This is a genomic window from Novosphingobium sp. TH158, assembly GCF_002855555.1.
Lineage (GTDB): Bacteria > Pseudomonadota > Alphaproteobacteria > Sphingomonadales > Sphingomonadaceae > Novosphingobium.
The window spans coordinates 2,307,729-2,328,511 of the sequence record NZ_PKRT01000001.1; the positions used below are offsets into that span (position 1 = coordinate 2,307,729).

The following is a 20,783-nucleotide window of genomic DNA, read 5'->3' on the forward strand; positions in this document are numbered from 1 at the left end:
CCAATGCCGTGCTGGGCATGTTGCTGGTGGTCTATACTTTCAATTTCCTGGACCGGCAGATACTCGCCATCCTGGCCCAGCCGGTGAAGGCGGACCTTGGCCTCAGCGATACGCAGATGGGCGTGCTGGGCGGGCTGGCCTTCGCCTTGCTGTTCTCCACCATGGCGATTCCGCTGGGCGTTCTGGCCGACCGCAAGGGACGTGCCCGCGTGATCGGCTGGAGCCTTGCGGTGTGGAGCGGCTTTACCGCCCTGTGCGGCGTGGCGACGAGCTTCTGGCAGCTATTCCTGTTCCGCCTGGGGGTGGGCATCGGCGAGGCGGGCGGCGTTGCGCCGTCCTATGCGATCATTTCGGAAACCTTCCCGCCGGAAAAGCGGGCACGCGCCATGGCGACCTATTCGCTGGGCATCCCGCTTGGCCAGGCGGTGGGCGCGCTGTTCGGCGCGATGATCGCCGCGGCTGTAGACTGGCGGCTGGCCTTCATCGTGCTTGGCCTTGCCGGCCTGCTGGTTGTCCTGCCGTTCCGCCGGGTCGTGCGCGACCGGCCGATCGCGCCGGAGGCCGTGCAAGTGCCCGTGGCGCAGACCTTCGCCCGCCTTGCCCGCCTGCCGGTGTTCTGGCTGATGTCCCTGGGGGCGGCGACGGGCTCGCTTTGCGGATACGGCATCGCCTTCTGGGTGCCGACGCTGATCCAGCGCTCCTACGGGCTGACACTGGTCGAAACCGGGCAGTTCATGGCCGCGCAGCTGCTGCTCGCCGGTACGGTCGGGATGTATGCCGGCGGTTTCGTGGCGGACCGGATCGGTACGCGGGACCGGGCGGGCTATGCCCGCGTCGGGGCCATTGCCTATGCGCTGTCGTTCCCGCTCATGGCGCTCGCCTTCCTCAGCACCGATCTTGTCGCCCTGTTCCTCATCCTGCTGCTGCCATCGGGACTGATCTACGTCTGGCTCGGCCCGACGACGACGGCGATCCAGCACCTTGTCCCCGCGAATGAGCGGGCCACGGCTTCGGCGTGTTACCTCTTCGTCAACAATGGCATCGGGCTGACCTTCGGCTCGCTCGCGGTCGGTGGTCTCAGCGATGCGCTTGCGCCCTATTACGGGGCCGAATCGCTGCGCTGGGCTGTGATCGCGGTCTGCTCGCTCTATCTGCTTGCCGCCCTGTTCATGACGCTTGCCGCACCGCGCCTGCGCAAGGCCTGGATTGACTAACCGGATTTCGCGTCGGCCAACACCATTGCCGCACCCTTCTCGGCGATCATCATCACCGGCGCATTCGTGTTGCCTGAAGTGATCGTCGGCATGACCGATGCATCGATGACGCGCAGGCCGGAGATTCCCTGCACCCGCAACTGGCTGTCGACCACGCTGCCCATGGCGGCAGTGCCCACCGGGTGGAAAATCGTTGTCCCAACATTGCCGGCTGCCTCGATCAGCTGCGCCTCGTCCGCATATTGCATGCCGGGCCGCATTTCCTCGGGGGCATAGCGGGCAAGCGCCCGCTGGCCGACGATCTCGCGCGTGATTGCGATTGAGCGCGCGGCGATCCGCCGGTCCTCGTCGGTGGAAAGGTAGTTCGGCCGGATTGCCGGATGATCGGCCGGATCGGCACTGCGGATCAGGCTGGTGCCGCGGCTTTCGGGCCGAAGGTTGCAGACCGATGCGGTGAATGCCGGCCAGGGATCGAGGTTTCCGCCGAAGGCCTCAAGGCTCAGCGGCTGGACATGGTATTCAAGGTTCGCGCTTGCCTGCCGTTCGTCGCTTTTAAGGAACATGCCGAGCTGGCTGGGCGCCATGGCCATCGGGCCGCTGCGCCGCAGGACATATTCCAGTCCGATCAGCGCCTTGCCCAGCAAGCTGGCCGCGCGCTGGTTCAGCGTGGATACGCCCGATACCTTCCAGGCGCAGCGCAATTGCAGGTGGTCCTGCAGGTTGCCGCCAACGCCCGGCGCATCCACCTTGGGGGCAATGCCCAATCCGCGCAGCCGCTCTGCATCGCCGATGCCCGAGCGTTCGAGGATCGCCGGAGAGCCGATGGCCCCGGCGGAGAGCAGGACTTCGCCATCGGCACGCGCCACCCGCTCCTCCTGTCCGAGACGATAGGCGATGCCCACGGCGCGGCCCTGTTCGACGATCACCCGGTCCACCAGCGCCCCGGTGACGACCTTCAGGTTTGCCCGGCTGCGGACCGGCTTGAGGAATGCGTCCGAAGCGCTCCAGCGCCAGCCGCTGCGCTGGGTGACCTGGAACAGGCCGGAACCTTCATTGTCCCCGCGATTGAAATCGTCGGTCGGCGGTAGGCCCCATTCGGCTGCGGCCTGCTGGAAGGCTTCGAGGATTTCCCAGCGCAGGCGCTGCCGCTCGACCCGGATTTCACCGCCTGCACCGTGGAATTCGGTGGGGCCTGCGAAGTGGTCCTCTGCCCGGATAAACAGGGGCAGGACATCGTCCCAGCCCCAGCCCGGGTGGCCCAGTTGCCGCCAGTGATCGTAATCGCGCGCCTGCCCGCGCATGTAGATCATGCCGTTGATGGCAGAGCAGCCGCCCAGTACCCTTCCGCGGGGATACTTCAGGCTGCGACCGTTCAGTCCGGGGTCGGGCTCGGTGGTCATGCACCAGTCGGTGCGGGGATTGCCGATGCAGTAGAGGTAGCCGACCGGCACCTTCACCCAGATGTAATTGTCACGCCCGCCGGCCTCCAGCAGCAGCACACGGTTGCGCGGATCGGCGGAAAGGCGGTTGGCAAGCACACAGCCGGCGCTGCCCCCGCCGGCGATGACGTAGTCGAAGCGCTCCCCCTTCACGCGATCCCGTCCCACACAAGTTTGGCCCCCAGCAATACCATCAGCCAGTAGATGATGGTGTAGAACCGGTGCGAATCCAACCGGCGCAGGATCTTCAGCGTGATGATCGTGCTCACCACGGCCAGCGGCATGAGCAGCATGGCTGCTTTCAACGTCTCCCAGTTCAGCGTGCCCAGCATGATGTAGCCCGGCACCTTGATCCAGTTCATCAGGGCGAACAGCACGGCATTAGTGCCGATGTAGGTCGTGTGCGGCAGGCGGCGCGGGGTTACCCACATCTGGAAGGGCGGGCCACCGGCGTGGGCGACCTGGCTGGTGATCCCGGCGGCAACCCCGAACAGGGTGCCCACCCATCCCGGCGAGTTCGATGCAGCAACGATACGGCCGCCGCGTTCCACCCACAGGCGCAGCAGCCCGAAGGCCAGCGTTATCGCGCCGAGCAGCAGCAGCAGCCAGCGCTCGTCCACACTGGCGGCGAAACCGGTGGCCAGGGTAATGCCTGCGATCGTTCCCGGCAGCATCCACCCGACGATCCAGCGGCTCCAGTCATGCCGGAAGGACCATACGCTGACCACATCCTGCACGATGATCACCGGCAGCAGCACTGCCGCCGCGACTGCCGGGGGCAGGGCAAGCGCCAGGATCGGCGTGCCCAGCGCACCCACGCCCGAAAGCCCCCCCTTGGCCATGCCGATCACCAGCACGGCAAGGAATGCAAGCGCCAGGGCATAAGGATCGGCGAGCAGCGACATTGCCCGCCGCCAAGCACAGCCACCGGCGCAGTGCAAGTCGCGCTGTCCTACAGGCTCGCAGGTGTGCGACCATCGCGGGCCCAACCAGAATGAGGATACTCAATGGAACAAATCATAAACAAAATGGCCGCCGCAGGTCATCGGCTGGGTGGCCTGTCCGAACTGTACGAGAGCGGCGGGCGCGGTCCCGGCACGGTTTCGGGCGGGCAGGGCGATCCGGGGGGCGTGTCCTATGGACTGTACCAGCTCGCCAGCCGCACCGGCACCGCCGCTGCTTTCGTCAAGACAGAAGGCTCGCGCTGGGCTGCCGAACTCGCAGGGGAACCGGGGTCGCCCTGCTTTTCGGCGGCGTGGAAAGCCATCGCCCTGCGCGAAGGGGAAGCCTTTGCCACCGCCCAGCACGCATTCATCCAGCGGACCCACTACGTGCCTGCGGTGAGGGCCGTGCGCGCGGCCACGCGTTACGATCTCGATTGTCGCGGTCCTGCCTTGCGCGATGCCGTCTGGTCCACCGCCGTCCAGCACGGCAGTGCGGCGCGCCTGCTCATCGCCGCCGTTGCCGATGCCGACAAGCTTGCTCCCCGTGGCACAGTTGAACACGACCGCGCCTGTATCGAGGCGATCTATCGCCGGCGCACCGCGCATGTCATGGCGATAGCGGCAAAGTCCGGTCCCGCCGTCCGCCGCACGCTGACCAACGTGGCGCAGCGGCGTTATCCGGCTGAACTTTCGGCGGCGCTGGAAATGCTCGCGCGCCTGGGCTAGCTTTTCCCTGCCAATTCAATTGCAAGAGGGAAAAATCGACATGACCGATCCACGCGCCATGGTGCAGACCATGATCACGCTCGCTTCCGCCTCGCTCGGCCTTGTCGCCGCGCTGGCATGGAACGAAGCGATCAAGGCCACGCTCGGGAAGCTGGGGCTGGGAGACGATCTTGCCGGGCTTTACAGCTATGCCATCCTTGCCACCGTGATCGCGATTGTCGTGCTGACCATCCTCGGCCGGATTTCGGCCCGGATCGGCGGCAATGCCGCTTTCGAGCGCGAAGCCGAAGGCTGAGCCTGCCGCTTCTCCGAAAAGGCGCCTTGTGCAGGGAATCGACAGGCTGTTGCCCATTCCCCGCACAAGCGTCTAGCAATGCGGTTCAACCGAAAACCGGGGTCCTGTCCATGCGCGTCCATTCGATCACCTTCGCCGCCCTTGCCGCCCTGATTTCCGGCCCGTCCGCTGCCGGAACGCCCGAGCAGGTGGCTGATGCCGCGCTGAAGGCACAGCCGGTGTGGGACGGGCACAACGATGTGCCCGAGCAGCTGCGCGACCGGCGCAAGAACGTGCTTGCCGGGTTCGATTTCCAGGACACCACCGGCACGGCCGATCCGGCCAAGGGCGTGATCGCCATGCAGACAGACCTCAATCGCAGCCGCAAGGGCCGCCTGGGGGCGCAGTTCTGGTCGGTCTATGTCTCGGCCAACCTTCCCGAGCCGCAGGCCGTGCAGGCTACGCTGGAGCAGATCGACACGGTGAAGCGGCTCGTGGCGCTTTATCCGAAGTACCTGCAGTTCTGCGTTGACAGCGCCTGCGTCGCGGCGGCGCAAAAGGCAGGGCGGATCGCCTCGCTGATCGGCATGGAAGGCGGTCATTCGATCGGTGGCAGCCTGGCCGTGCTGCGCCAGATGCACGCACTGGGCGCCCGCTACATGACGCTGACCCATTTCAAGACCACCGCCTGGGCCGATGCTGCAACCGATGAACCCAGGCACGATGGCCTTACCCCGTTCGGCGAAGACGTGGTGCGGGAGATGCAGCGGCTGGGGATGCTGGTCGATCTCAGCCATGTCAGCGAAGCGGCCATGCTCGATGCCATGCGCGTGGCCCGGGCACCGGTATTCTTCAGCCACTCGAACGCGCAGGCGCTCAACAGCCATCCGCGCAATGTGTCGGATACCGCGCTGAAGGCGCTGAAGGCCAATGGCGGCATCGTCATGATCAACTTCTATCCGGCCTACGTGGTCGGCGATACACGCGCCTGGTCGATCCGCCGGTCAGCCGAAAAGGCCCGGATCGACGCGGTCAATCTTGGCAATCCGGCGGCAGCCAAGGCGGAAATGGCCGCCTGGGAAAAGGCGAACCCTGCCCCCAGCGGCACACTGGCCGACGTTGCCAACCAGATCGACTATGTCGCCAAGCTCATCGGCCCCGACCATGTCGGGCTGGGGGGGGACCTCGACGGGATCGATACGACGGTGAAGGGCATGGAGGATGTCTCCACCTATCCGGCGCTGTTCGTCGAACTGGCGCGTCGCGGCTGGAGCCAGACCGACCTTGAAAAGCTTGCCGGTCGCAACATGATGCGCGTGCTCAGGGCAGCCGAAGCCTATGCCGCCTCGCGCCGGGGTGATCCGCCGATCGAGAACCCCACCGCGTTCTAGTGCGCGTCGATGCGGCCCAGCATGCGGAAGAAGAAGGCCGTCGACCAGCCGAGCAGGATCATGCCGAGGATCGATTCGAAGGCGCCCAGCAGGCGCCACTCCTGCACGATGTGGGCATCATTGTAGCCGACGGTCGAATAGGAAATCGTCGAGAAGTACAGTGCGTTTTCCAGGCCCGTGACCGCGCCGGTGGCGAGATAGACGATGGCGAAAGCCCAGATCTCGACACCGTGCAGCGCCAGCATGGCGACCACCGTGGTCAGCGTGAAAATCGCCCCGCGCGGGCTGAGGGCATCGATGTTCTGCAACCGCTCCAGCGACGATTCCGTCCGCAGCGCGCGGCTCAGGCTGAACAGTCCGATGCCATGGATCGCCACGCAGAGCACCACCAGCAAGGTGGAAACCAGGAACTGCGTGGCGAGCTGGCTCATCAGTCGCGCAGCAATTCGTTGATGCCGGTCTTGGAACGCGTCTGGGCATCCACCGTCTTCACGATCACCGCGCAGTAAAGCGAGGGGCCGGGGGTGCCATCGGGGAGCGGCTTGCCCGGAAGCGCACCGGGGACGACCACCGAATAGGGCGGCACGCGGCCAATGTGGACCTCGCCCGTGGCGCGATCGACGATCTTGGTCGAGGCACCGATGTAGACGCCCATCGAAAGCACTGCGCCTTCGCCCACGACCACGCCTTCGGCTACTTCCGAGCGCGCTCCGATGAAGCAGTTGTCTTCGATGATGACCGGCCCGGCCTGCAGCGGCTCAAGCACGCCGCCGATGCCGGCGCCGCCCGAAATGTGCACGTTCCTGCCGATCTGGGCGCAGGAACCAACCGTTGCCCAGGTGTCCACCATCGTGCCTTCGCCCACATGGGCGCCCAGGTTCACGAAGCTCGGCATCAGCACCACGCCCTTGGCGATGAATGCGCTGCGCCGCACGACAGCACCCGGGACGACGCGCACGCCGGCTTCGCGGAAACGGGCATCGTCCCAGCCGGTGAACTTCAGCGGGACCTTGTCGAACGCCGGAGCGCCGGCAGAGCCGTATTCCATCACGCCGTTGTCGTTCAGGCGGAAGGAGAGCAGCACGGCCTTCTTCAGCCACTGGTTCACCTTCCAGCCGCCCTGTCCGTCCGGCTCGGCCACGCGGGCCTTGCCGCTGTCCAGCAGGTCGAGCGCCTGATCGACGATTGCACGCACATCGGCCGAAGCGGGGGTTACGGTATCGCGCGCTTCGAAAGCGGCTTCGATCTGGGTTTCGAGGTTGGACATCTGGGCTATCCCGAATGGAGTGAGTTCGCCAGCGCGCCTATCGCCAGTAACCGCTGGTAGCAAGCGCCGCGGCGCAGACGGTCTGTTCTAAAGATCACGATTGCGCCATGATCCTGGCGCAAGAGGGGAGGGTCATGGTCGCTCCATCCACCGCGTCCAAAGGGCGCAATCGCAATCCACGGGCACGACGCGCCTCTGCCGCGCTTGCCTTCTGCTTCATTCTCAACGCCTGTGGCGGCGGCGGGACGGTGAGCACACCGGCACCGCCACCTGCGCCAACACCGACGCCAACACCGACGCCGACGCCAACTCCCACCCCGGCTGCCGCATTCGATACGGCCGAATATCGCCGGTCTGACGGCCCTTCGTTCCACAACGTCATCCCCGCATGGCAACTCGGCGCGAACGGCGAGGGCGTTACCCTCGCAATCATCGATTCGGGCATCGACACGGCCAACCCGGAATTTGCCGGGCGCATATCGCCCCAGTCGCAGGACGTTGCCGGCAGCCGCGGGCTCGACAATGCGGACTCCAGCCATGGCACGCAGGTCGCCCTGACGGCAGCAGCGGCGCGCAATGGCACCGGGATCGTCGGCATTGCCTGGGGCGCGACGATCCAGGCCCTGCGGGCGGATTCGCCCGGATCCTGCGCTACGCCCAAGGATGGTGACAAGGGCGGCTGCACGTTCTTCGATTCGGCAATCACCGCCGGGGTCGACAGGGCCGTGGCGGCGGGGGCCAGGGTGATCAACATCTCGCTTGGAGGCTCGCCCCCCAACAGCTCCCTTCGCGCTGCGATTGCGCGGGCTGCTGCGGCGGGCATCGTCGTCATTGTTTCGGCCGGCAACGATGGGGTTTCGAGCACGACCAACCCCGACAGCTTCGCCGTGGGCCTGCGGCAGGCGGGCAACGGCAATGTCATCATTGCCGGGTCGGTTGACGAGAACCGCCAGATTTCCAGCTTTTCCAACCACGCCGGAACTGAGGCGCAATGGTATCTCATGGCGCTGGGTGAGCGGGTCTGCTGCGTTTACGAGAACGGGCAGATCAAGATCACGACCGACAGCAGCGGGCAGCAATTCGTAACTGTCGTGTCCGGAACCAGCTTTGCCGCGCCGCAGATCGCGGGGGCCGCAGCGCTGCTTCGCCAGTACTTCCCCAACCTCACGGCAACGCAGGTGGTCGACCTGCTGCTGCGTACCGCCAGCGACGCCGGGGCAACCGGCACCGACGACATCTACGGGCGCGGCATCATGAATATCGGCGCCGCCTTCGCGCCGCAGGGCACGACCAGTCTGGCCGATAATTCCACGGCGATGGTACCGCTGGGCGAAACGACCTTTTCCGGTTCGGCAGCGATGGGAGATGCGGCCAAGACGGGCAACCTGGCGGCCGTCGTGCTCGATTCCTATGGCCGCGCCTATCGCACCAACCTGGCCGCAAGCATGCGTTCCGCGCAGGTCCGGCCACGGCTGGGCAGCGCCCTGCTGGGCGGCAGCCGTTCAATAGACGGAGCGGCAGGAGGGCTCAGCCTCGCCTTCTCGGTGGTCGATCCGCTGCGGGCGGGGCGCGCTGGGGGCTGGAGCGGGCAATTGCGCCTGTCCTCTCGCGATGCCGAGGCCGCCCGCGTGCTGGCTGCGCGAGTGGTGGCCAGGGTTTCGCCGCGCGCCACCATGGCTTTCGCCTATGCCGAGGGTGCGGATGGCATGGTCGCGCAATTGCAGGGCCAATCGCGTCCCGCTTTTCTCGTCTCGGGCGATCCCAATGGCGATTTCGGTTTCTTCCGCACGGGGCTGACCTCGCTTGCCCTGCGGCGCCAGTTCGGTCCGCTGGGCCTCACGGCCCTGGCGGAAAATGGCAAGGTGCTCACCGGTTCGCCGATTTCGCTGACCCATTCGATCATGTCGCCGCGGCTGGAGGATCATTACTTCCGTTTCGGCCTGTCGCTCGACCGCCATTTCGGTCCGGTCGAAACCAGCCTCGGCCTGAGCTGGCTGCGTGAGGACCGCACGATGCTGGGCGCGCGGCTCCATTCCGGCCTTGCTGGCAGCAGCGGTGCGGACAGCCTGTTCCTTGACATTGGCGCGGCATACCGTCCTTCGGCGGACTGGCGGCTGGGGGCCAGCTGGCGGCGCGGCTGGACCTCGCCCCACCTCTCCGGAACGCTTGTTGCAGGATCGCGGCTTAGCAGTTCCGGCTGGGCGGTCGATGCCAGCAGGCTCAACCTGTTCCGCGATGGTGACAGCCTGTCCGTGCGCCTTTTGCAGCCGCTGCGGGTGGAAAGCGGCGGGCTGGCGATGCGGCTGCCCGACGCATACGATTATGCCACGCTGGCGGCGACCTCGGTGGTTCGGCGGCTCGACCTCAGTCCGCAAGGTCGCGAACTGATGCGCGAGCTCGCCTGGCGCGGGCCGCTCGGCGGTGGATCGCTGACGGCCAGTGCCTACTGGCGCAGCGACCCCCAGCATCATGCCGACCTGCCGGACGATTTCGGCCTTGGCCTGAGCTGGGCGGCGAGGTTCTGACAGGGGGCTGCACATGGACATTTCCCGGCTGTTTTCGCTCGAAGGGCGCGTGGCGCTCGTTACCGGGGGATCGCGCGGCATCGGCAGAATGATCGCCGAAGGATTCCTCGCTGCCGGTTGCCGGCGGGTCTACATTACCGCGCGCAAAGTGGCGGAGGTGGAGGCAACCGCCAACGAACTGGGCGAGCGCTGCATCGCCCTTCCCGGCGACATCGGCGACATGGCGGGGATCGAGGGCCTGGCTGGCGAGCTTGCCTCGCGCGAAGAGTGCCTGGACATCCTTGTCAACAACGCCGGGGTTGCCTGGGGCGCACCCTTCGACGCCTTCCCCGAGACGGGCTGGGACAAGGTGATGGACCTCAACGTCAAGACCCCGTTCTACCTGACGCAGAAGCTGCACCCCATGCTGCGCGCTGCCGCCAGCCGGGAACGCCCCGCCAAGGTGATCATGATCGCCTCGGTCGATGGCATGCGGCTCAACCCCTGGGAGACCTATCCCTACCAGGCATCGAAGGCTGCGCTGATCCACCTGACCCGGCGCATGGCGGCGCGATTGGCGGGGGAGAACATCGTGGTCAGCGGCATCGCGCCGGGCATGTTCCCTTCGCGGATGAACCGCGCGGCCGATCAGGCGCCGGAAAAGGTCGCGGCCCAGATCCCCGCCGGTCGCACCGGCTGCGATGAAGACATGGCCGCTGCTGCCATCTATCTTGCGGCGCGCGCGGGCGATTATGTGGTCGGCGAAACGATTGCCGTCGATGGCGGCTGGGTCAACGCCTGGGTGCCGGGGGATTTCGTCGGGCCGATGGGCGAATAGCCGCCCGCGGCCGGCTTACTTCAGCAGTTCGCGCACGAAGCCGATCAGCCCCGTCTGGCGCTGGCGGCGCATCCGTTCGGCCTCAAGGATCTGGACGACCTTGGCGAAGCAGGCGTCGATATCGTCGTTGACCACGACATAGTCATAGCCGTCCCAGTGGCTGATCTCCGCCTTGGCACGGTCCATGCGGGCCTGGATCACCTCGGCGCTGTCAGTGCCCCGACCGGTCAGGCGGCGGCTCAGCTCATCGATGCTGGGGGGCAGCAGGAAAACGCGGACAACGTCCTGCTGGTCCTTCTGGTAAAGCTGCTGGGTGCCCTGCCAGTCGATATCGAACAGGTAGTCCTGCCCGGCCTTGAGTCCGGCGCGGATGTGCGCCTTGGGCGTGCCATAGCACTGGCCGAATACTTCGGCCCATTCGTAGAACTCGTCCTCTTCCACCATGCGGTGGAATTCCTCGCGGCTGACGAAGTGGTAATCCTTGCCGTCAACCTCGCCGGGACGCATCGGGCGCGTCGTGGCGGAAACCGACAGCATGATCTCGCTGTCTTCGGCCAGAAGGCGCCTGGCGATGGTTGTCTTGCCCGCACCCGAGGGCGAGGAGAGGATGAACATCAGCCCGCGGCGATGCAGCGCGTCGGAACCGCTCATGCCTTGGTTTCCGGCTGGACGGCTGCCTTCATTGCCTTGCGCTTGTCATGCACGGCCTTGGCGATCAGGCCGCCGGTGACCAGGATCGCGCCCGGCACGGAACGGGTGGCCACCCGCATCAGGGCAGCTCCGGCAAGCTTTCCGGCGATGCCGCTTTTTGCCGTCACGGCGGGCGGCACAAGCCGGTCAACCGCTTCGTCGAGCAGCCTGCCGCCGTTCTGGCGGACAATCCGGCCAAGAATCGAGCGGACCATTACTTCCGCTTGCCGAAATCGACCGTGACCACGTTCGATCCGTCCTCGGTGGTTACGCTAGGGCCATCGGTGCCTTCGGGGGCGTCGTTTTCCGCATCGTCGTGCGGCTCGGGCGCGAGATCGGCAACCGTCGCCTGGAATTGCAGGCCGAAGTCCACCGCCGGATCGACGAACGCGGTGATCGCCGCGAAGGGGATTTCCAGCTTGGCGGGCACCTGGTTGAACGACAGGCCGACAGAGAAGTGATCCTCGGCGACGGTAAGGTCCCAGAACTTGTTCTGCAGGACGATGGTCATCTCGTCGGGGAAGCGTTCCTTCAGGTGCGTGGGGATCGATACGCCCGGTGCCGCCGTCTTGAAGGTGATGTAGAAATGGTGCGTGCCCGGCAGCGTGCCGCCGGTATCGACAATCTGGCCCAGCACCCGTCCCACCACGGCGCGCAGCGCCTCCTGCACGATTTCGTCGTAGGGAATGAGGCTGTCTGGTGTGTCGGTCATGATGATTCCCAAGTGGCCCCGCGCAATCGCCCGGTCAACCCCGCTTGCGCTTGCTGTTCGCAGGTCTATAGGCCCGCCAAGCAAAGGAATCGGCCATGCGCACAGCTTCGATCACGCGGAAGACTCACGAAACCGACATCGCGGTCGAGGTGAATCTCGACGGCACCGGTAACTATGAGGTGTCGACCGGCATCGGTTTCCTCGATCACATGATCGAACAGTTCAGCCGCCATTCGCTGATCGACATCAAGTGCCGCATCGTGGGCGACCTCCACGTTGACCAGCACCACACCACCGAAGACAGCGCCATCGCCATCGGCCAGTGCATTGTCCAGGCGCTGGGCGACAAGGCCGGGATCGGCCGCTACGGCGAAGCCCATTCGGCGATGGACGAGGCGCTGAGCCGTGTCGTGCTCGACATTTCCGGGCGTCCATGGCTGGTGTGGAACGCGAAGTTCACCCAGGAACGGCTGGGCGAAATGGACACCGAGCTGTTCCAGCACTGGTTCCATTCGATCGCCCAGGCGGCCGGGCTGACGCTGCACATCGAGCAGCTCTACGGTGAGAACAACCACCACATCATCGAAGGCATCTACAAGGGCTTCGCGCGCGCCATGCGGCAGGCGGTGGAACTCGATCCGCGCAAGGGCGGCGCCATTCCCAGCACCAAGGGGCTGCTCGGTGGCTGAAGTTGTAGCCCTCGTCGATTATGGCGCGGGAAACCTGCATTCGGTGGAGAATGCGCTGAAGGCAGCCGGTGGCGCAGGCGTTACCGTGACGGCCGACCCCGACGTGGTCCGCGCGGCAGACCGCATCGTCCTGCCCGGTGTCGGCAGCTTCAAGGCCTGCGCCGAAGGGCTGCGCGCCATCCCCGGCCTGGTCGATGCCATGGCGGAGCGGGTGCAGGTGGGCGGTGCGCCGTTCCTTGGCATCTGCGTTGGCATGCAGCTGCTCGCCAGCCGCGGGGTGGAGCATGGCATTACCGAAGGCCTTGGCTGGATTCCGGGCGAGGTCCGCCTGATCGAGCGCACCGATCCCGCGATCAAGGTGCCGCACATGGGCTGGAACGATGTCGCGCTCACGCCCCATGCCCCGGCGGGTGACCTGATCGAGCCGGGCGAGGCCTATTTCCTCCATTCCTATCACTTCGTTCCCGAAGACGGACGCGCCATTGCCGCGATGACCGATCACGGCGGCGGGCTGGTCGCGGCCGTGGCCGATGGCAACGTGGTGGGGGTGCAGTTCCATCCCGAGAAAAGCCAGGCATATGGCCTCGCGCTTCTCTCCCGCTTCCTCGAATGGAAACCGTAAGCATGATCGTCTTCCCCGCCATCGACCTCAAGCAGGGGCAGGTCGTCCGCCTGTCCGAAGGCGACATGGCGCGCGCCACGGTTTATGGCGACAATCCCGCAGCCCAGGCCATGCTGTTTGCCGAGGCTGGCTCGCAATACCTCCACGTCGTCGATCTCGACGGTTCCTTCGCGGGCCGCGCCGAGAACCGCGAGGCGGTGGAAGCCATCCTCGAAGTGTTCCCCGGCCACGTCCAGCTGGGCGGCGGCATCCGCACGCGCGAGGCGGTGGCCGGCTGGTTCGACATGGGTGTCAGCCGCGTGGTCATGGGCTCTGCCGCGCTGAAAGACCCCGAATTCGTCAAGGATATGGCCCGCGAATATCCGGGCGGCATCGTTGTTGCCGTCGATGCGCGCGACGGCATGGTCGCCACCGAGGGCTGGGCCGACGTGTCGGACGTTTCGGTGGTCGATCTTGCCCGCCGGTTCGAAGACGCGGGAGTTGCCAGCCTGCTGTTCACCGATATCGGGCGTGACGGACTGCTCAAGGGCGTGAACATCGATGCGACCGTCGATCTTGCGCGCCGGGTGGATATCCCGGTGATCGCCAGCGGCGGCGTGAAGGGGCTGGACGATATCCATGTCCTGTCGATGCACGCCGACGAGGGTATCGAGGGCGTGATCACCGGCCGGGCGCTTTACGAAGGGCGGCTGGACCTGAAAGCGGCCATCGCGATGGCCAACAGGGACTGAACCATGACCGTCCGCGTCCGCGTCATTCCCTGTCTCGACGTAGCCAATGGCCGGGTGGTCAAGGGCGTGAACTTCGTTGACCTCAAGGATGCGGGCGACCCGGTGGAACAGGCGCGCGCCTATGACGCGGCCGGGGCGGACGAGCTGTGCTTCCTGGATATCACCGCCAGCCACGAGGCGCGTGGCACCCTGCTGGATATCGTGCGCCGCACGGCGGAAGTCTGCTTCATGCCGCTTACCGTTGGCGGCGGGGTGCGCACGGTCGAGGATGCCCGTGCGCTGCTGCTTGCAGGGGCAGACAAGGTGGCGGTCAATTCCGCGGCGGTATCGCGCCCGGAAGTGGTTTCCGACATTGCGGAGAAGATGGGCAGCCAGTGCATCGTCGCCTCGGTCGATGCGCGGCGGGTCGAAAGCGGGCGCTGGGAGATATTCACGCACGGCGGGCGCAAGCCGACCGGGATCGATGCCCTGGAGCACGCGGTGAAGCTTGCCGGGCTTGGTGCAGGAGAGCTGCTGGTCACCTCGATGGACGGCGATGGCACCAAGGCCGGTTACGATCTGGACCTGACCCGCGCGATTGCCGATGCGGTGTCGGTCCCGGTGATCGCCAGTGGCGGGGTCGGTACGCTCGACCACCTGGTCGAGGGCGTGACCAAGGGCCACGCCAGCGCGGTTCTGGCCGCCTCGATCTTCCATTTCGGCACTTATTCGATCGCCGAAGCCCACGCTGCCCTGCGCGCAGCCGGATTGCCCGCCAGGGGCTGAAACTGTCGGTTACTTTTACGGTAACCATAATGCCGGAAGCCCGGTTAACCATTGATTCGGGCGGTTGAGGCGGCGTTGCCCAAGCTGGCATGGCGCTTGCGTTAACCCAGTCGATGATCACCAAGATCGCCATAATGGCCGCCTTCCCGGCGGTGCTCCTGGCCAGCCAGCCGGCAGGGCGGAACGCCAATGCGATTCCGGAGCCGACGCACCTTGCGCTGTTCGCCTTCGGCATCACCGGCGTGCTGCTGGGCCGCAGGCTGGCGCAGAAGCGCAAGGACGGCGACGAAGATTGAACGCGATTTCAGCGGGCTCCGGGTTTTCTCCTTTTTCCCGGCGCCCGCGAAGGGGGGAGGGCGCCCGGACCGACACGGGCGCCCTTTTCCATTGGGGAAACGCGTTCTATGGCAGGGCGCATGAGCGTCACCCTTTCCCGCCTCGAAGCGACAATCGCCGCGCGCCGCAGCGCCGACCCATCGCAAAGCTATGTCGCCAAGCTGCACGCCCGCGGCCTGCCCAAAATCACCCAGAAGCTGGGCGAAGAAGGGGTGGAAACGGTGATCGCCGCGCTCTCGGGCAGCCGCGAGGAACTGGTTGGCGAGGCGGCAGACCTGCTGTTCCACCTGCTTGTCCTGCTTGGCGCCAAGGACGTGCCGCTTGCCGATGTCCTCGCCGAGCTTGATCGCCGAGAGGGCGTTTCCGGAATTGCCGAGAAAGCCGCAAGGAAGCCAGACTGATGCCGATCGACCCGCGTGCCCCCTATGACGACAACAATGTCTTCGCCAGGATCCTGCGTGGCGAGATCCCGTGCAAGAAGGTCTATGAGGACGAGTGGGCGCTGGCCTTCCATGACATCAACCCCCAGGCACCGGTGCACCTGCTGGTGATCCCCAAGGGGCCCTACGTCAGCTGGGACGACTTCTCGCAGAAGGCCCCGGCAGAGGAAGTGGCCGGCTTCATCCGGGCAGTCGGGCAGGTCGCGCGCGAGGCGGGCCTCGTCGATCCGGGTTACCGGATGCTCGCCAATGTCGGCGGGCACGGCCACCAGGAAGTGCCGCACCTGCACGTCCACATCTTCGGCGGGCGCCAATTCTATGCCATGGTGCCGCAATAGGGCTTAGCTTCTGCACGGTTTGACTCCGCTTGCTCTTGTGCGGCGAGTCGCGCCCCGGCTAAGACCTGCCCGATGGCAGGCTATCCCCAACCTCCCGGCGGCGTGATCGATGGCTATGTCCATCGTTTCGCGGTGCGTGCCTATTTCGAGGACACGGACCTGTCCGGCGTGGTCTATCACGCCAATTACCTGCGCTGGTTCGAACGGGCCCGGTCGGATTTCCTGCGCCTGCTGGGAATAGATCAACGTGCCGTGCAGGAAGCCGGCGGCGGTGCCTATGCCGTCAGCGAGCTTACCATCCGTTATGCCGCCCCGGCGCGGCTGGACGATACCGTATTGATCGAAAGCGTGGCAGAGGAGCTGCGCGCTGCCTCCTGCCGCATTCACCAGACAGCCATGTGCGATGGTGTCCTGCTGGCCGAAGCGCGGCTGCGGGTCGGCTTCGTCGGCCCCGATGGCCGCCCCCGCCGGCAACCGGAAGAATGGCGCAAGGCCCTGGCGCACCTGGTTCCACCAACGACGGAAGAAAAATGAGCCTGACCCAAGTTCTCGCCGCCCCGGTCCTTTCCGGGCCGCTCAATCCCCTGCGGCTGTTCCTGCAGGCGGACCTTGTCGTGCAAGCAGTCATGGCCGGGCTGGTGATTGCCAGCGTCTGGGTCTGGGCAGTGGTAATCGGCTTTTCCTGGCGCATGCGCGGGCTGGACCAGCGCAACGAGGCCTATGAATCAGAGTTCTGGAAGGCCAAGGATATCGAGGCCTACCATGCGGAAAAGGGCAAGGGAGACATTCCCTCTGCCCGCGTTGCCGGCACGGCAATGGGCGAACTGCGCCGCTCGCTCAGCGTCAGGAACCCCGACCCCGAAGGCCTGCGCCAGCGGCTTGCGATGGCGATGAATGGCACGGTCGAGGCAGAGGCCGACCGTCTGGCAGCGCGGCTCAACATTCTTGCCACGGTCGGCACTTCGGCTCCCTTCATCGGCCTGTTCGGCACGGTCTGGGGTATCATGCGCACGCTGGGCGCCTATGCCGAGGAAAGCTTCACCATGGCCCGTGTTGCGCCGGAACTGTCCGAGGCGCTGTTTGCCACCGCCATCGGCCTGTTCGCCGCCATCCCGGCGGTGATCGCCTATAACCGCCTGAGCCTGACGGTGAACCGGTTCGAATCGCGCTTGCAGCGCTTCGCCGACAAGCTGCACGCATCGCTGACGCGCGAGCTGGGGGCCGGCTGATGGGCGGCGGGTTCTCTCCGGGGCCGGGAAGGCGGCATTCGCGGCGCAACGGTCGTGCGCCGATGGCGGAAATCAACGTGACTCCGCTGGTGGACGTGATGCTGGTGCTGCTGGCGATCTTCATGGTCACCGCGCCGCTGCTGGCCGCGGGCGTGAAGGTCGAGCTGCCCGAAAGCCGCGCCGAAGCCCTGCCGCAGGCCGCGCAGCAGGTGACGCTGACCATGACCGCAGACGGGCGCATGTGGCTGGACCAGGACGAGCTTGCCCCCGGCGAGCTGCCTGACCGGCTGGCGCAGGCCGTCGAAGCCAGTGGCGGCAAGCCTCCGCAACTGACCCTGCGCGCCGACAAGGCCTTGCCCTATGGCGATGTCATGGTGGCAATGGGAGAAGTGAACCGCGCGGGCGTCACGTCGATCGCGCTGGTCACCGACAGTTCAGTTTCGGCACCATAGTCCGGCACCATGGCAGCAACGCGCATCCGTGGAGAGGACATTGCCGGCATCGCCATTGCCGTCATGGCGCACGTGGCGCTGCTCGCCGTTCTGGTCCTGCGGCGCGAGCCGGAGCCGCCCCCGCCGGTCCGCAAGATTACCGTAACCCTCCAAGGCCCGATCGCCGCCGAAGCGGGATCGCCATCGCGTGAAGAAGCGGCCGCTGCCGTCGCACCGCGGCTGGCGGAAGAACCATCGCCGCCTGAAGCCGCCCCGGCACCGCCGCCGCCGGCTGTGCAGCCACGGCCTGTACCCCGGGCGGAGCCACAGCGGATTCAGCCGCCGCCCCGCCCTGCGCCCAAGGCAGCGCCCCAGCCTGTTCCGGCCCCGCGCGCCCAGCCGCGTCCTGCCGTGGCCCAGCCCAAGGCCGCACCGCCGCGCCCGGCATCGCCGCCGCCCAAGACCGGGCCTGCGCGCCCTTCGCGCATTGGCGACAATTTCCTGCCGCCGCAGCCCAAGGGCCAGCCGGGACAGGCCTCGCGCACCGGTGGCGGCAGCCGGATCGGCGACGATTTCCTGCGCGGCGCTTCAGCCGGCAAGGGCAAGGCGGAAACGCCGCCCGGCCCGGCCCTGACGCCGCAGGTGCGCTCCTCGCTGGCCATGGCCGTCTCGCGCGAGTTGAAGCCGCACTGGCAATCACCGCAGGGGCTGGAAGTGGAAAAGCTGGCCACGACCATCGAGTGGGACCTGAAACCCGATGGAACGCTTGATGGATCGCCGCGGTTCATTTCGCAAACCGGTGTCACCCAGGCCAATCGCCCGCAGGCCGACCGTCATCGGGAACAGGCGATCCGCGCCGTCCGCCTCGCCGCGCCTTTCGCATTGCCGCCGCAATTCTATGCTGGCTGGAAGCGCGTACGCTTTACCTTCGACCGAAAGCTCGATTGATGAAACGCCTGACTTTCCTGATCGCCCTTGCCCTTCCCGCTGCGGCACTCGCGCAGCCTGCCCCCGCGCCAACACCCGGCGCAACGCCGGTTGCCACCGATGCGCCCGAGGTGCTGACCGGTACGGTTACCGACGAAAGCGCCTGGCAGGACCTTGGAATTGCCATTCCCGCCTTCCCGACCAATGCCGATGTGCCAACCCAGGCAAGCTCGGGCAGCACGGCGGCGACGGGCCGGGCGCTGGCGCAAGTGATCACCGACAACCTGCGCAACAACGGCCTGTTCAAGCCCACCGGGCCGGGAAGCCTGCCGGTGCCAAGCGTGGCCCAGGTTACCGCGCCCGATTTCCCCGTATGGCAGGGCAAGGGCGCAGACATGCTGGTCCACGGCTATGTGCGCGCCAATGGCGACGGCAACCTGACGATCGGCTGCTATCTTTATGATGTCGCGCTCAACCAGCAGCTGGTGAAGGGGGCATGGGTGGTCGGCCCTGCCGAGTGGCGCCGGGCTGCGCACAAGTGCTCCGACCTTGTCTATTCGCGGCTTTCAGGCGAGAATCCGTTCTTCGACAGCCGCATCGCCTATATCGCCGAAACCGGCCCCAAGGACCGGCGGATGAAGCGGCTGGCCGTGATGGATTCCGATGGCGCGAACCACCGCTTCATCACCAGCGGGCAGGCCATCGCGCTGACCCCGCGCTATTCGCCGGACTACAAGCAGATCGTCTACCTCAGTTACCTTAACGGCAACCCGCGCATCTACATCTACGATACCGAGCGCGGCACGCAGAAGCTGGTGACGCAAAGCAAGAACCCCACCTTCGCCCCGCGCTGGTCGCCGGATGGCAAGTGGATCCTTTATTCGATGGCGGTGGGCGGCAATACCGATGTCTACCGCGTTCCCGCCAGCGGCGGGGAAAGCCAGCGCCTGACCGATTCGCCGGGCATCGACGTTGGCGGTTCCTATTCGCCCGACGGCAGCCGGATCGTCTTCGAGAGTGACCGCTCGGGCAGCCAGCAGGTCTATGTGATGAACGCCGATGGAACCGACCAGAAGCGCATTTCGTTCTTCGGGGGGCGTGCGGCCACTCCGGAATGGAGCCCGCGCGGTGACCAGATCGCTTTCACCCGCATCGCCGGCGATTTTCACATCGCGGTGATGAACCCGCAGGGCGGCTCGGTACGTGAACTGACCCAGGGCTGGCAGGATGAAGCGCCTACCTGGGCACCGAACGGTCGTGTCATCCAGTTCTTCCGGACCGAGAAGAACTCCGGCCGCTCGGCCCTGTGGCAGGTGGACCTGACGGGCAAGAACGAACGCCGCCTGCCCACGCCGGTCGACGCGTCGGACCCGGCATGGGGCCCGGTTTTGCCATGATCGGCGCCAAGTTCAGTATTACGGGGGCATAAGGAGATAGTCATGTCGCAATCGAAGACCCTGATCCTGCTGCTTGCAGGCAGCGCCGCGCTTGCCGGGTGCAGTCCCAAGCCGCCCAAGCAGCTGCCGCCCGATCCCGGCAATGTCGCGACGACGACGCAGACCACGCCGGGAACCATGGGCCAGCCGGCACCTGGCAGCCAGGCTGACTTTGTCGCCCGCATGATGGGCAGGGACACGATTTACTTCGATACCGACAAGTTCAACATCGACAGCCAGGATGCCGTTGCCTTGCAGGGGCAGGCGCAGTGGCTGATGCAGTATCCCGCCAAGCGCGCCACGATCGAAGGCCATGCCGACGAGCGCGGCACGCGTGACTACAACCTGGCGCTTGGCGAAAAGCGGGCCAATGCGGCGAAGAACTATCTGGTTAGCCTGGGTGTCGAGGCGAGCCGCCTGACGACGATTTCCTATGGCAAGGAGCGCCCGGTGGCGACCGGTTCGAACGAGGAAGCCTGGGCGAAGAATCGCCGCGCGGTCACGCTCACGATCGATTGATCGCGCTGGCTCAGCGCAGGATCGGCATTTCCGGAAGGGCGGGCAGTTGCAGCAGTTCCGCCCTTTCGGGGACCAGCGCGGCGGCACCGGCATCCGATCCCAATTCCACCGACTTGCCGCCCAGCACGGCAAAGCCTGCCATCAGCAGGACGGAAAGTGCAGAGGAAAAAGCCAGCTTCTTGCTCATGTTCGGTATCCGTGATGCTAACCGTGCTTAATATAAGCGCGGCATGAAGATGTTGCAACGCACAATCTACTCGTCACATATGAACGGCAGGTTGACCGTTCAAGTGCTTGCCCGATCGCTGCCCGCGCGACTAA

Annotated in this window: 27 protein-coding genes; 19 read left to right on the forward strand and 8 right to left on the reverse strand. The window is 66.0% G+C overall.

Annotated elements, in window-relative coordinates; translation table 11 throughout:
• Positions 1–17: 17 nt before the first annotated feature.
• Positions 18–1,214, forward strand: a complete 1,197-nt coding sequence (locus C0V78_RS11455; protein ID WP_101798335.1) for an MFS transporter — start codon at positions 18–20, stop codon at positions 1,212–1,214.
• Here the strand turns inward: C0V78_RS11455 and C0V78_RS11460 are convergent.
• The gene (locus tag C0V78_RS11460; RefSeq protein WP_101797834.1) at positions 1,211–2,806 is read right to left on the reverse strand and encodes a GMC family oxidoreductase; all 1,596 of its coding nucleotides are present in this window, start codon (positions 2,804–2,806) and stop codon (positions 1,211–1,213) included. The two genes, C0V78_RS11455 and C0V78_RS11460, sit on opposite strands and share 4 nt — an antisense overlap.
• Entirely contained in the window at positions 2,803–3,558 is a 756-nt protein-coding gene (locus C0V78_RS11465) for a sulfite exporter TauE/SafE family protein (protein ID WP_101797835.1), read from the reverse strand. The genes C0V78_RS11460 and C0V78_RS11465 overlap by 4 nt, the downstream gene beginning before the upstream one ends.
• 102 nt (positions 3,559–3,660) lie before the next feature.
• On the opposite strand from C0V78_RS11465, the gene C0V78_RS11470 reads away from it, so the two are divergent.
• From C0V78_RS11470 to C0V78_RS11480, 3 genes are all read left to right on the forward strand, one after another.
• Complete coding sequence (locus C0V78_RS11470) at positions 3,661–4,323, forward strand: hypothetical protein (RefSeq protein ID WP_144039885.1); 663 nt, start codon at positions 3,661–3,663, stop codon at positions 4,321–4,323.
• A gap of 40 nt (positions 4,324–4,363) precedes the next feature.
• Positions 4,364–4,618 carry a DUF5654 family protein gene (locus C0V78_RS11475; protein ID WP_101797837.1) on the forward strand — a complete coding sequence of 85 codons (255 nt, stop codon included), beginning with the start codon at positions 4,364–4,366 and terminating at the stop codon, positions 4,616–4,618.
• 110 nt (positions 4,619–4,728) lie between these two features.
• Positions 4,729–5,988 carry a dipeptidase gene (locus tag C0V78_RS11480; protein WP_101797838.1) on the forward strand — a complete coding sequence of 420 codons (1,260 nt, stop codon included), beginning with the start codon at positions 4,729–4,731 and terminating at the stop codon, positions 5,986–5,988.
• Here C0V78_RS11480 and C0V78_RS15165 read toward each other — a convergent pair.
• Both C0V78_RS15165 and dapD read right to left on the reverse strand, forming a co-directional pair.
• Positions 5,985–6,419 (reverse strand): ion channel, encoded by a 435-nt coding sequence (locus C0V78_RS15165; protein ID WP_254049900.1) that lies wholly within the window; start codon positions 6,417–6,419, stop codon positions 5,985–5,987. The genes C0V78_RS11480 and C0V78_RS15165 overlap by 4 nt on opposite strands.
• Entirely contained in the window at positions 6,419–7,255 is an 837-nt protein-coding gene (dapD, locus tag C0V78_RS11490; RefSeq protein WP_101797839.1) for a 2,3,4,5-tetrahydropyridine-2,6-dicarboxylate N-succinyltransferase, read from the reverse strand. The genes C0V78_RS15165 and dapD overlap by 1 nt, the downstream gene beginning before the upstream one ends.
• Positions 7,256–7,389: 134 nt before the next feature.
• Between dapD and C0V78_RS11495 the strand changes: the two genes are divergently transcribed.
• Together C0V78_RS11495 and C0V78_RS11500 are read left to right on the forward strand one after the other, a co-directional pair.
• A complete protein-coding gene (locus C0V78_RS11495; RefSeq protein WP_101797840.1) occupies positions 7,390–9,780 on the forward strand; it encodes a S8 family peptidase in 2,391 nt (796 codons plus the stop codon).
• A gap of 13 nt (positions 9,781–9,793) precedes the next feature.
• Positions 9,794–10,597 (forward strand): SDR family oxidoreductase, encoded by an 804-nt coding sequence (locus C0V78_RS11500; protein ID WP_101797841.1) that lies wholly within the window; start codon positions 9,794–9,796, stop codon positions 10,595–10,597.
• A 15-nt stretch (positions 10,598–10,612) separates the two neighbouring features.
• On the opposite strand, the gene gmk is transcribed toward C0V78_RS11500, so the two are convergent.
• The 3 genes from gmk to C0V78_RS11515 are packed head-to-tail and all read right to left on the reverse strand — an operon-like array spanning position 10,613 to position 12,002.
• Complete coding sequence (gene gmk, locus C0V78_RS11505) at positions 10,613–11,248, reverse strand: guanylate kinase (RefSeq protein ID WP_101797842.1); 636 nt, start codon at positions 11,246–11,248, stop codon at positions 10,613–10,615.
• Positions 11,245–11,502 (reverse strand): hypothetical protein, encoded by a 258-nt coding sequence (locus tag C0V78_RS11510; RefSeq protein ID WP_101797843.1) that lies wholly within the window; start codon positions 11,500–11,502, stop codon positions 11,245–11,247. Before C0V78_RS11510 ends, gmk begins: the two co-directional genes overlap by 4 nt.
• Positions 11,502–12,002, reverse strand: a complete 501-nt coding sequence (locus C0V78_RS11515; RefSeq protein WP_101798337.1) for an SspB family protein — start codon at positions 12,000–12,002, stop codon at positions 11,502–11,504. Before C0V78_RS11515 ends, C0V78_RS11510 begins: the two co-directional genes overlap by 1 nt.
• Positions 12,003–12,094: 92 nt before the next feature.
• On the opposite strand from C0V78_RS11515, the gene hisB reads away from it, so the two are divergent.
• From hisB to pal, 13 genes are all read left to right on the forward strand, one after another.
• A complete protein-coding gene (hisB, locus tag C0V78_RS11520; protein ID WP_101797844.1) occupies positions 12,095–12,688 on the forward strand; it encodes an imidazoleglycerol-phosphate dehydratase HisB in 594 nt (197 codons plus the stop codon).
• Complete coding sequence (hisH, locus tag C0V78_RS11525; protein ID WP_101797845.1) at positions 12,681–13,310, forward strand: imidazole glycerol phosphate synthase subunit HisH; 630 nt, start codon at positions 12,681–12,683, stop codon at positions 13,308–13,310. Before hisB ends, hisH begins: the two co-directional genes overlap by 8 nt.
• 2 nt (positions 13,311–13,312) lie before the next feature.
• Entirely contained in the window at positions 13,313–14,041 is a 729-nt protein-coding gene (hisA, locus tag C0V78_RS11530) for a 1-(5-phosphoribosyl)-5-[(5-phosphoribosylamino)methylideneamino]imidazole-4-carboxamide isomerase (RefSeq protein WP_101797846.1), read from the forward strand.
• A gap of 3 nt (positions 14,042–14,044) precedes the next feature.
• A complete protein-coding gene (hisF, locus tag C0V78_RS11535; protein WP_101797847.1) occupies positions 14,045–14,806 on the forward strand; it encodes an imidazole glycerol phosphate synthase subunit HisF in 762 nt (253 codons plus the stop codon).
• Between the two features lie 89 nt (positions 14,807–14,895).
• The gene (locus C0V78_RS11540; RefSeq protein ID WP_101797848.1) at positions 14,896–15,102 is read left to right on the forward strand and encodes a PEP-CTERM sorting domain-containing protein; all 207 of its coding nucleotides are present in this window, start codon (positions 14,896–14,898) and stop codon (positions 15,100–15,102) included.
• 120 nt (positions 15,103–15,222) lie between these two features.
• Positions 15,223–15,543: a phosphoribosyl-ATP diphosphatase gene (locus C0V78_RS11545; RefSeq protein ID WP_101797849.1), complete on the forward strand. Its 321-nt coding sequence runs from the start codon at positions 15,223–15,225 to the stop codon at positions 15,541–15,543.
• Positions 15,543–15,920 carry a histidine triad nucleotide-binding protein gene (locus C0V78_RS11550; protein ID WP_101797850.1) on the forward strand — a complete coding sequence of 126 codons (378 nt, stop codon included), beginning with the start codon at positions 15,543–15,545 and terminating at the stop codon, positions 15,918–15,920. Before C0V78_RS11545 ends, C0V78_RS11550 begins: the two co-directional genes overlap by 1 nt.
• A 72-nt stretch (positions 15,921–15,992) precedes the next feature.
• Positions 15,993–16,454 carry a YbgC/FadM family acyl-CoA thioesterase gene (locus C0V78_RS11555; RefSeq protein ID WP_101797851.1) on the forward strand — a complete coding sequence of 154 codons (462 nt, stop codon included), beginning with the start codon at positions 15,993–15,995 and terminating at the stop codon, positions 16,452–16,454.
• The gene (locus C0V78_RS11560) at positions 16,451–17,149 is read left to right on the forward strand and encodes a MotA/TolQ/ExbB proton channel family protein (RefSeq protein WP_101797852.1); all 699 of its coding nucleotides are present in this window, start codon (positions 16,451–16,453) and stop codon (positions 17,147–17,149) included. The genes C0V78_RS11555 and C0V78_RS11560 overlap by 4 nt, the downstream gene beginning before the upstream one ends.
• Positions 17,149–17,601 (forward strand): biopolymer transporter ExbD, encoded by a 453-nt coding sequence (locus tag C0V78_RS11565; RefSeq protein ID WP_101797853.1) that lies wholly within the window; start codon positions 17,149–17,151, stop codon positions 17,599–17,601. Before C0V78_RS11560 ends, C0V78_RS11565 begins: the two co-directional genes overlap by 1 nt.
• Before the next feature lie 9 nt (positions 17,602–17,610).
• The gene (locus C0V78_RS11570) at positions 17,611–18,528 is read left to right on the forward strand and encodes a hypothetical protein (protein WP_101797854.1); all 918 of its coding nucleotides are present in this window, start codon (positions 17,611–17,613) and stop codon (positions 18,526–18,528) included.
• Positions 18,528–19,904 carry a Tol-Pal system beta propeller repeat protein TolB gene (gene tolB / locus C0V78_RS11575; RefSeq protein ID WP_101797855.1) on the forward strand — a complete coding sequence of 459 codons (1,377 nt, stop codon included), beginning with the start codon at positions 18,528–18,530 and terminating at the stop codon, positions 19,902–19,904. Before C0V78_RS11570 ends, tolB begins: the two co-directional genes overlap by 1 nt.
• A gap of 42 nt (positions 19,905–19,946) precedes the next feature.
• Positions 19,947–20,462, forward strand: a complete 516-nt coding sequence (gene pal / locus C0V78_RS11580) for a peptidoglycan-associated lipoprotein Pal (protein ID WP_173843388.1) — start codon at positions 19,947–19,949, stop codon at positions 20,460–20,462.
• A gap of 10 nt (positions 20,463–20,472) precedes the next feature.
• Here the strand turns inward: pal and C0V78_RS14965 are convergent, their stop codons facing one another.
• Entirely contained in the window at positions 20,473–20,649 is a 177-nt protein-coding gene (locus C0V78_RS14965; RefSeq protein ID WP_158241546.1) for a hypothetical protein, read from the reverse strand.
• Positions 20,650–20,783: the final 134 nt, after the last annotated feature.

Coding starts and splice junctions, on each gene's coding strand:
- C0V78_RS11455 (WP_101798335.1), top strand. CDS start 18: ATGTTGCTGGTGGTCTATACTTTCAATTTCCTGGACCGGCAGATACTC.
- C0V78_RS11465 (WP_101797835.1), bottom strand. CDS start 3,558: ATGTCGCTGCTCGCCGATCCTTATGCCCTGGCGCTTGCATTCCTTGCC.
- C0V78_RS11470 (WP_144039885.1), top strand. CDS start 3,661: ATGGAACAAATCATAAACAAAATGGCCGCCGCAGGTCATCGGCTGGGT.
- C0V78_RS11475 (WP_101797837.1), top strand. CDS start 4,364: ATGACCGATCCACGCGCCATGGTGCAGACCATGATCACGCTCGCTTCC.
- C0V78_RS11480 (WP_101797838.1), top strand. CDS start 4,729: ATGCGCGTCCATTCGATCACCTTCGCCGCCCTTGCCGCCCTGATTTCC.
- C0V78_RS15165 (WP_254049900.1), bottom strand. CDS start 6,419: ATGAGCCAGCTCGCCACGCAGTTCCTGGTTTCCACCTTGCTGGTGGTG.
- dapD (WP_101797839.1), bottom strand. CDS start 7,255: ATGTCCAACCTCGAAACCCAGATCGAAGCCGCTTTCGAAGCGCGCGAT.
- C0V78_RS11495 (WP_101797840.1), top strand. CDS start 7,390: ATGGTCGCTCCATCCACCGCGTCCAAAGGGCGCAATCGCAATCCACGG.
- C0V78_RS11500 (WP_101797841.1), top strand. CDS start 9,794: ATGGACATTTCCCGGCTGTTTTCGCTCGAAGGGCGCGTGGCGCTCGTT.
- gmk (WP_101797842.1), bottom strand. CDS start 11,248: ATGAGCGGTTCCGACGCGCTGCATCGCCGCGGGCTGATGTTCATCCTC.
- C0V78_RS11510 (WP_101797843.1), bottom strand. CDS start 11,502: ATGGTCCGCTCGATTCTTGGCCGGATTGTCCGCCAGAACGGCGGCAGG.
- hisB (WP_101797844.1), top strand. CDS start 12,095: ATGCGCACAGCTTCGATCACGCGGAAGACTCACGAAACCGACATCGCG.
- hisA (WP_101797846.1), top strand. CDS start 13,313: ATGATCGTCTTCCCCGCCATCGACCTCAAGCAGGGGCAGGTCGTCCGC.
- hisF (WP_101797847.1), top strand. CDS start 14,045: ATGACCGTCCGCGTCCGCGTCATTCCCTGTCTCGACGTAGCCAATGGC.
- C0V78_RS11540 (WP_101797848.1), top strand. CDS start 14,896: ATGGCGCTTGCGTTAACCCAGTCGATGATCACCAAGATCGCCATAATG.
- C0V78_RS11545 (WP_101797849.1), top strand. CDS start 15,223: ATGAGCGTCACCCTTTCCCGCCTCGAAGCGACAATCGCCGCGCGCCGC.
- C0V78_RS11550 (WP_101797850.1), top strand. CDS start 15,543: ATGCCGATCGACCCGCGTGCCCCCTATGACGACAACAATGTCTTCGCC.
- C0V78_RS11555 (WP_101797851.1), top strand. CDS start 15,993: ATGGCAGGCTATCCCCAACCTCCCGGCGGCGTGATCGATGGCTATGTC.
- C0V78_RS11560 (WP_101797852.1), top strand. CDS start 16,451: ATGAGCCTGACCCAAGTTCTCGCCGCCCCGGTCCTTTCCGGGCCGCTC.
- C0V78_RS11565 (WP_101797853.1), top strand. CDS start 17,149: ATGGGCGGCGGGTTCTCTCCGGGGCCGGGAAGGCGGCATTCGCGGCGC.
- C0V78_RS11570 (WP_101797854.1), top strand. CDS start 17,611: ATGGCAGCAACGCGCATCCGTGGAGAGGACATTGCCGGCATCGCCATT.
- tolB (WP_101797855.1), top strand. CDS start 18,528: ATGAAACGCCTGACTTTCCTGATCGCCCTTGCCCTTCCCGCTGCGGCA.
- pal (WP_173843388.1), top strand. CDS start 19,947: ATGTCGCAATCGAAGACCCTGATCCTGCTGCTTGCAGGCAGCGCCGCG.
- C0V78_RS14965 (WP_158241546.1), bottom strand. CDS start 20,649: ATGAGCAAGAAGCTGGCTTTTTCCTCTGCACTTTCCGTCCTGCTGATG.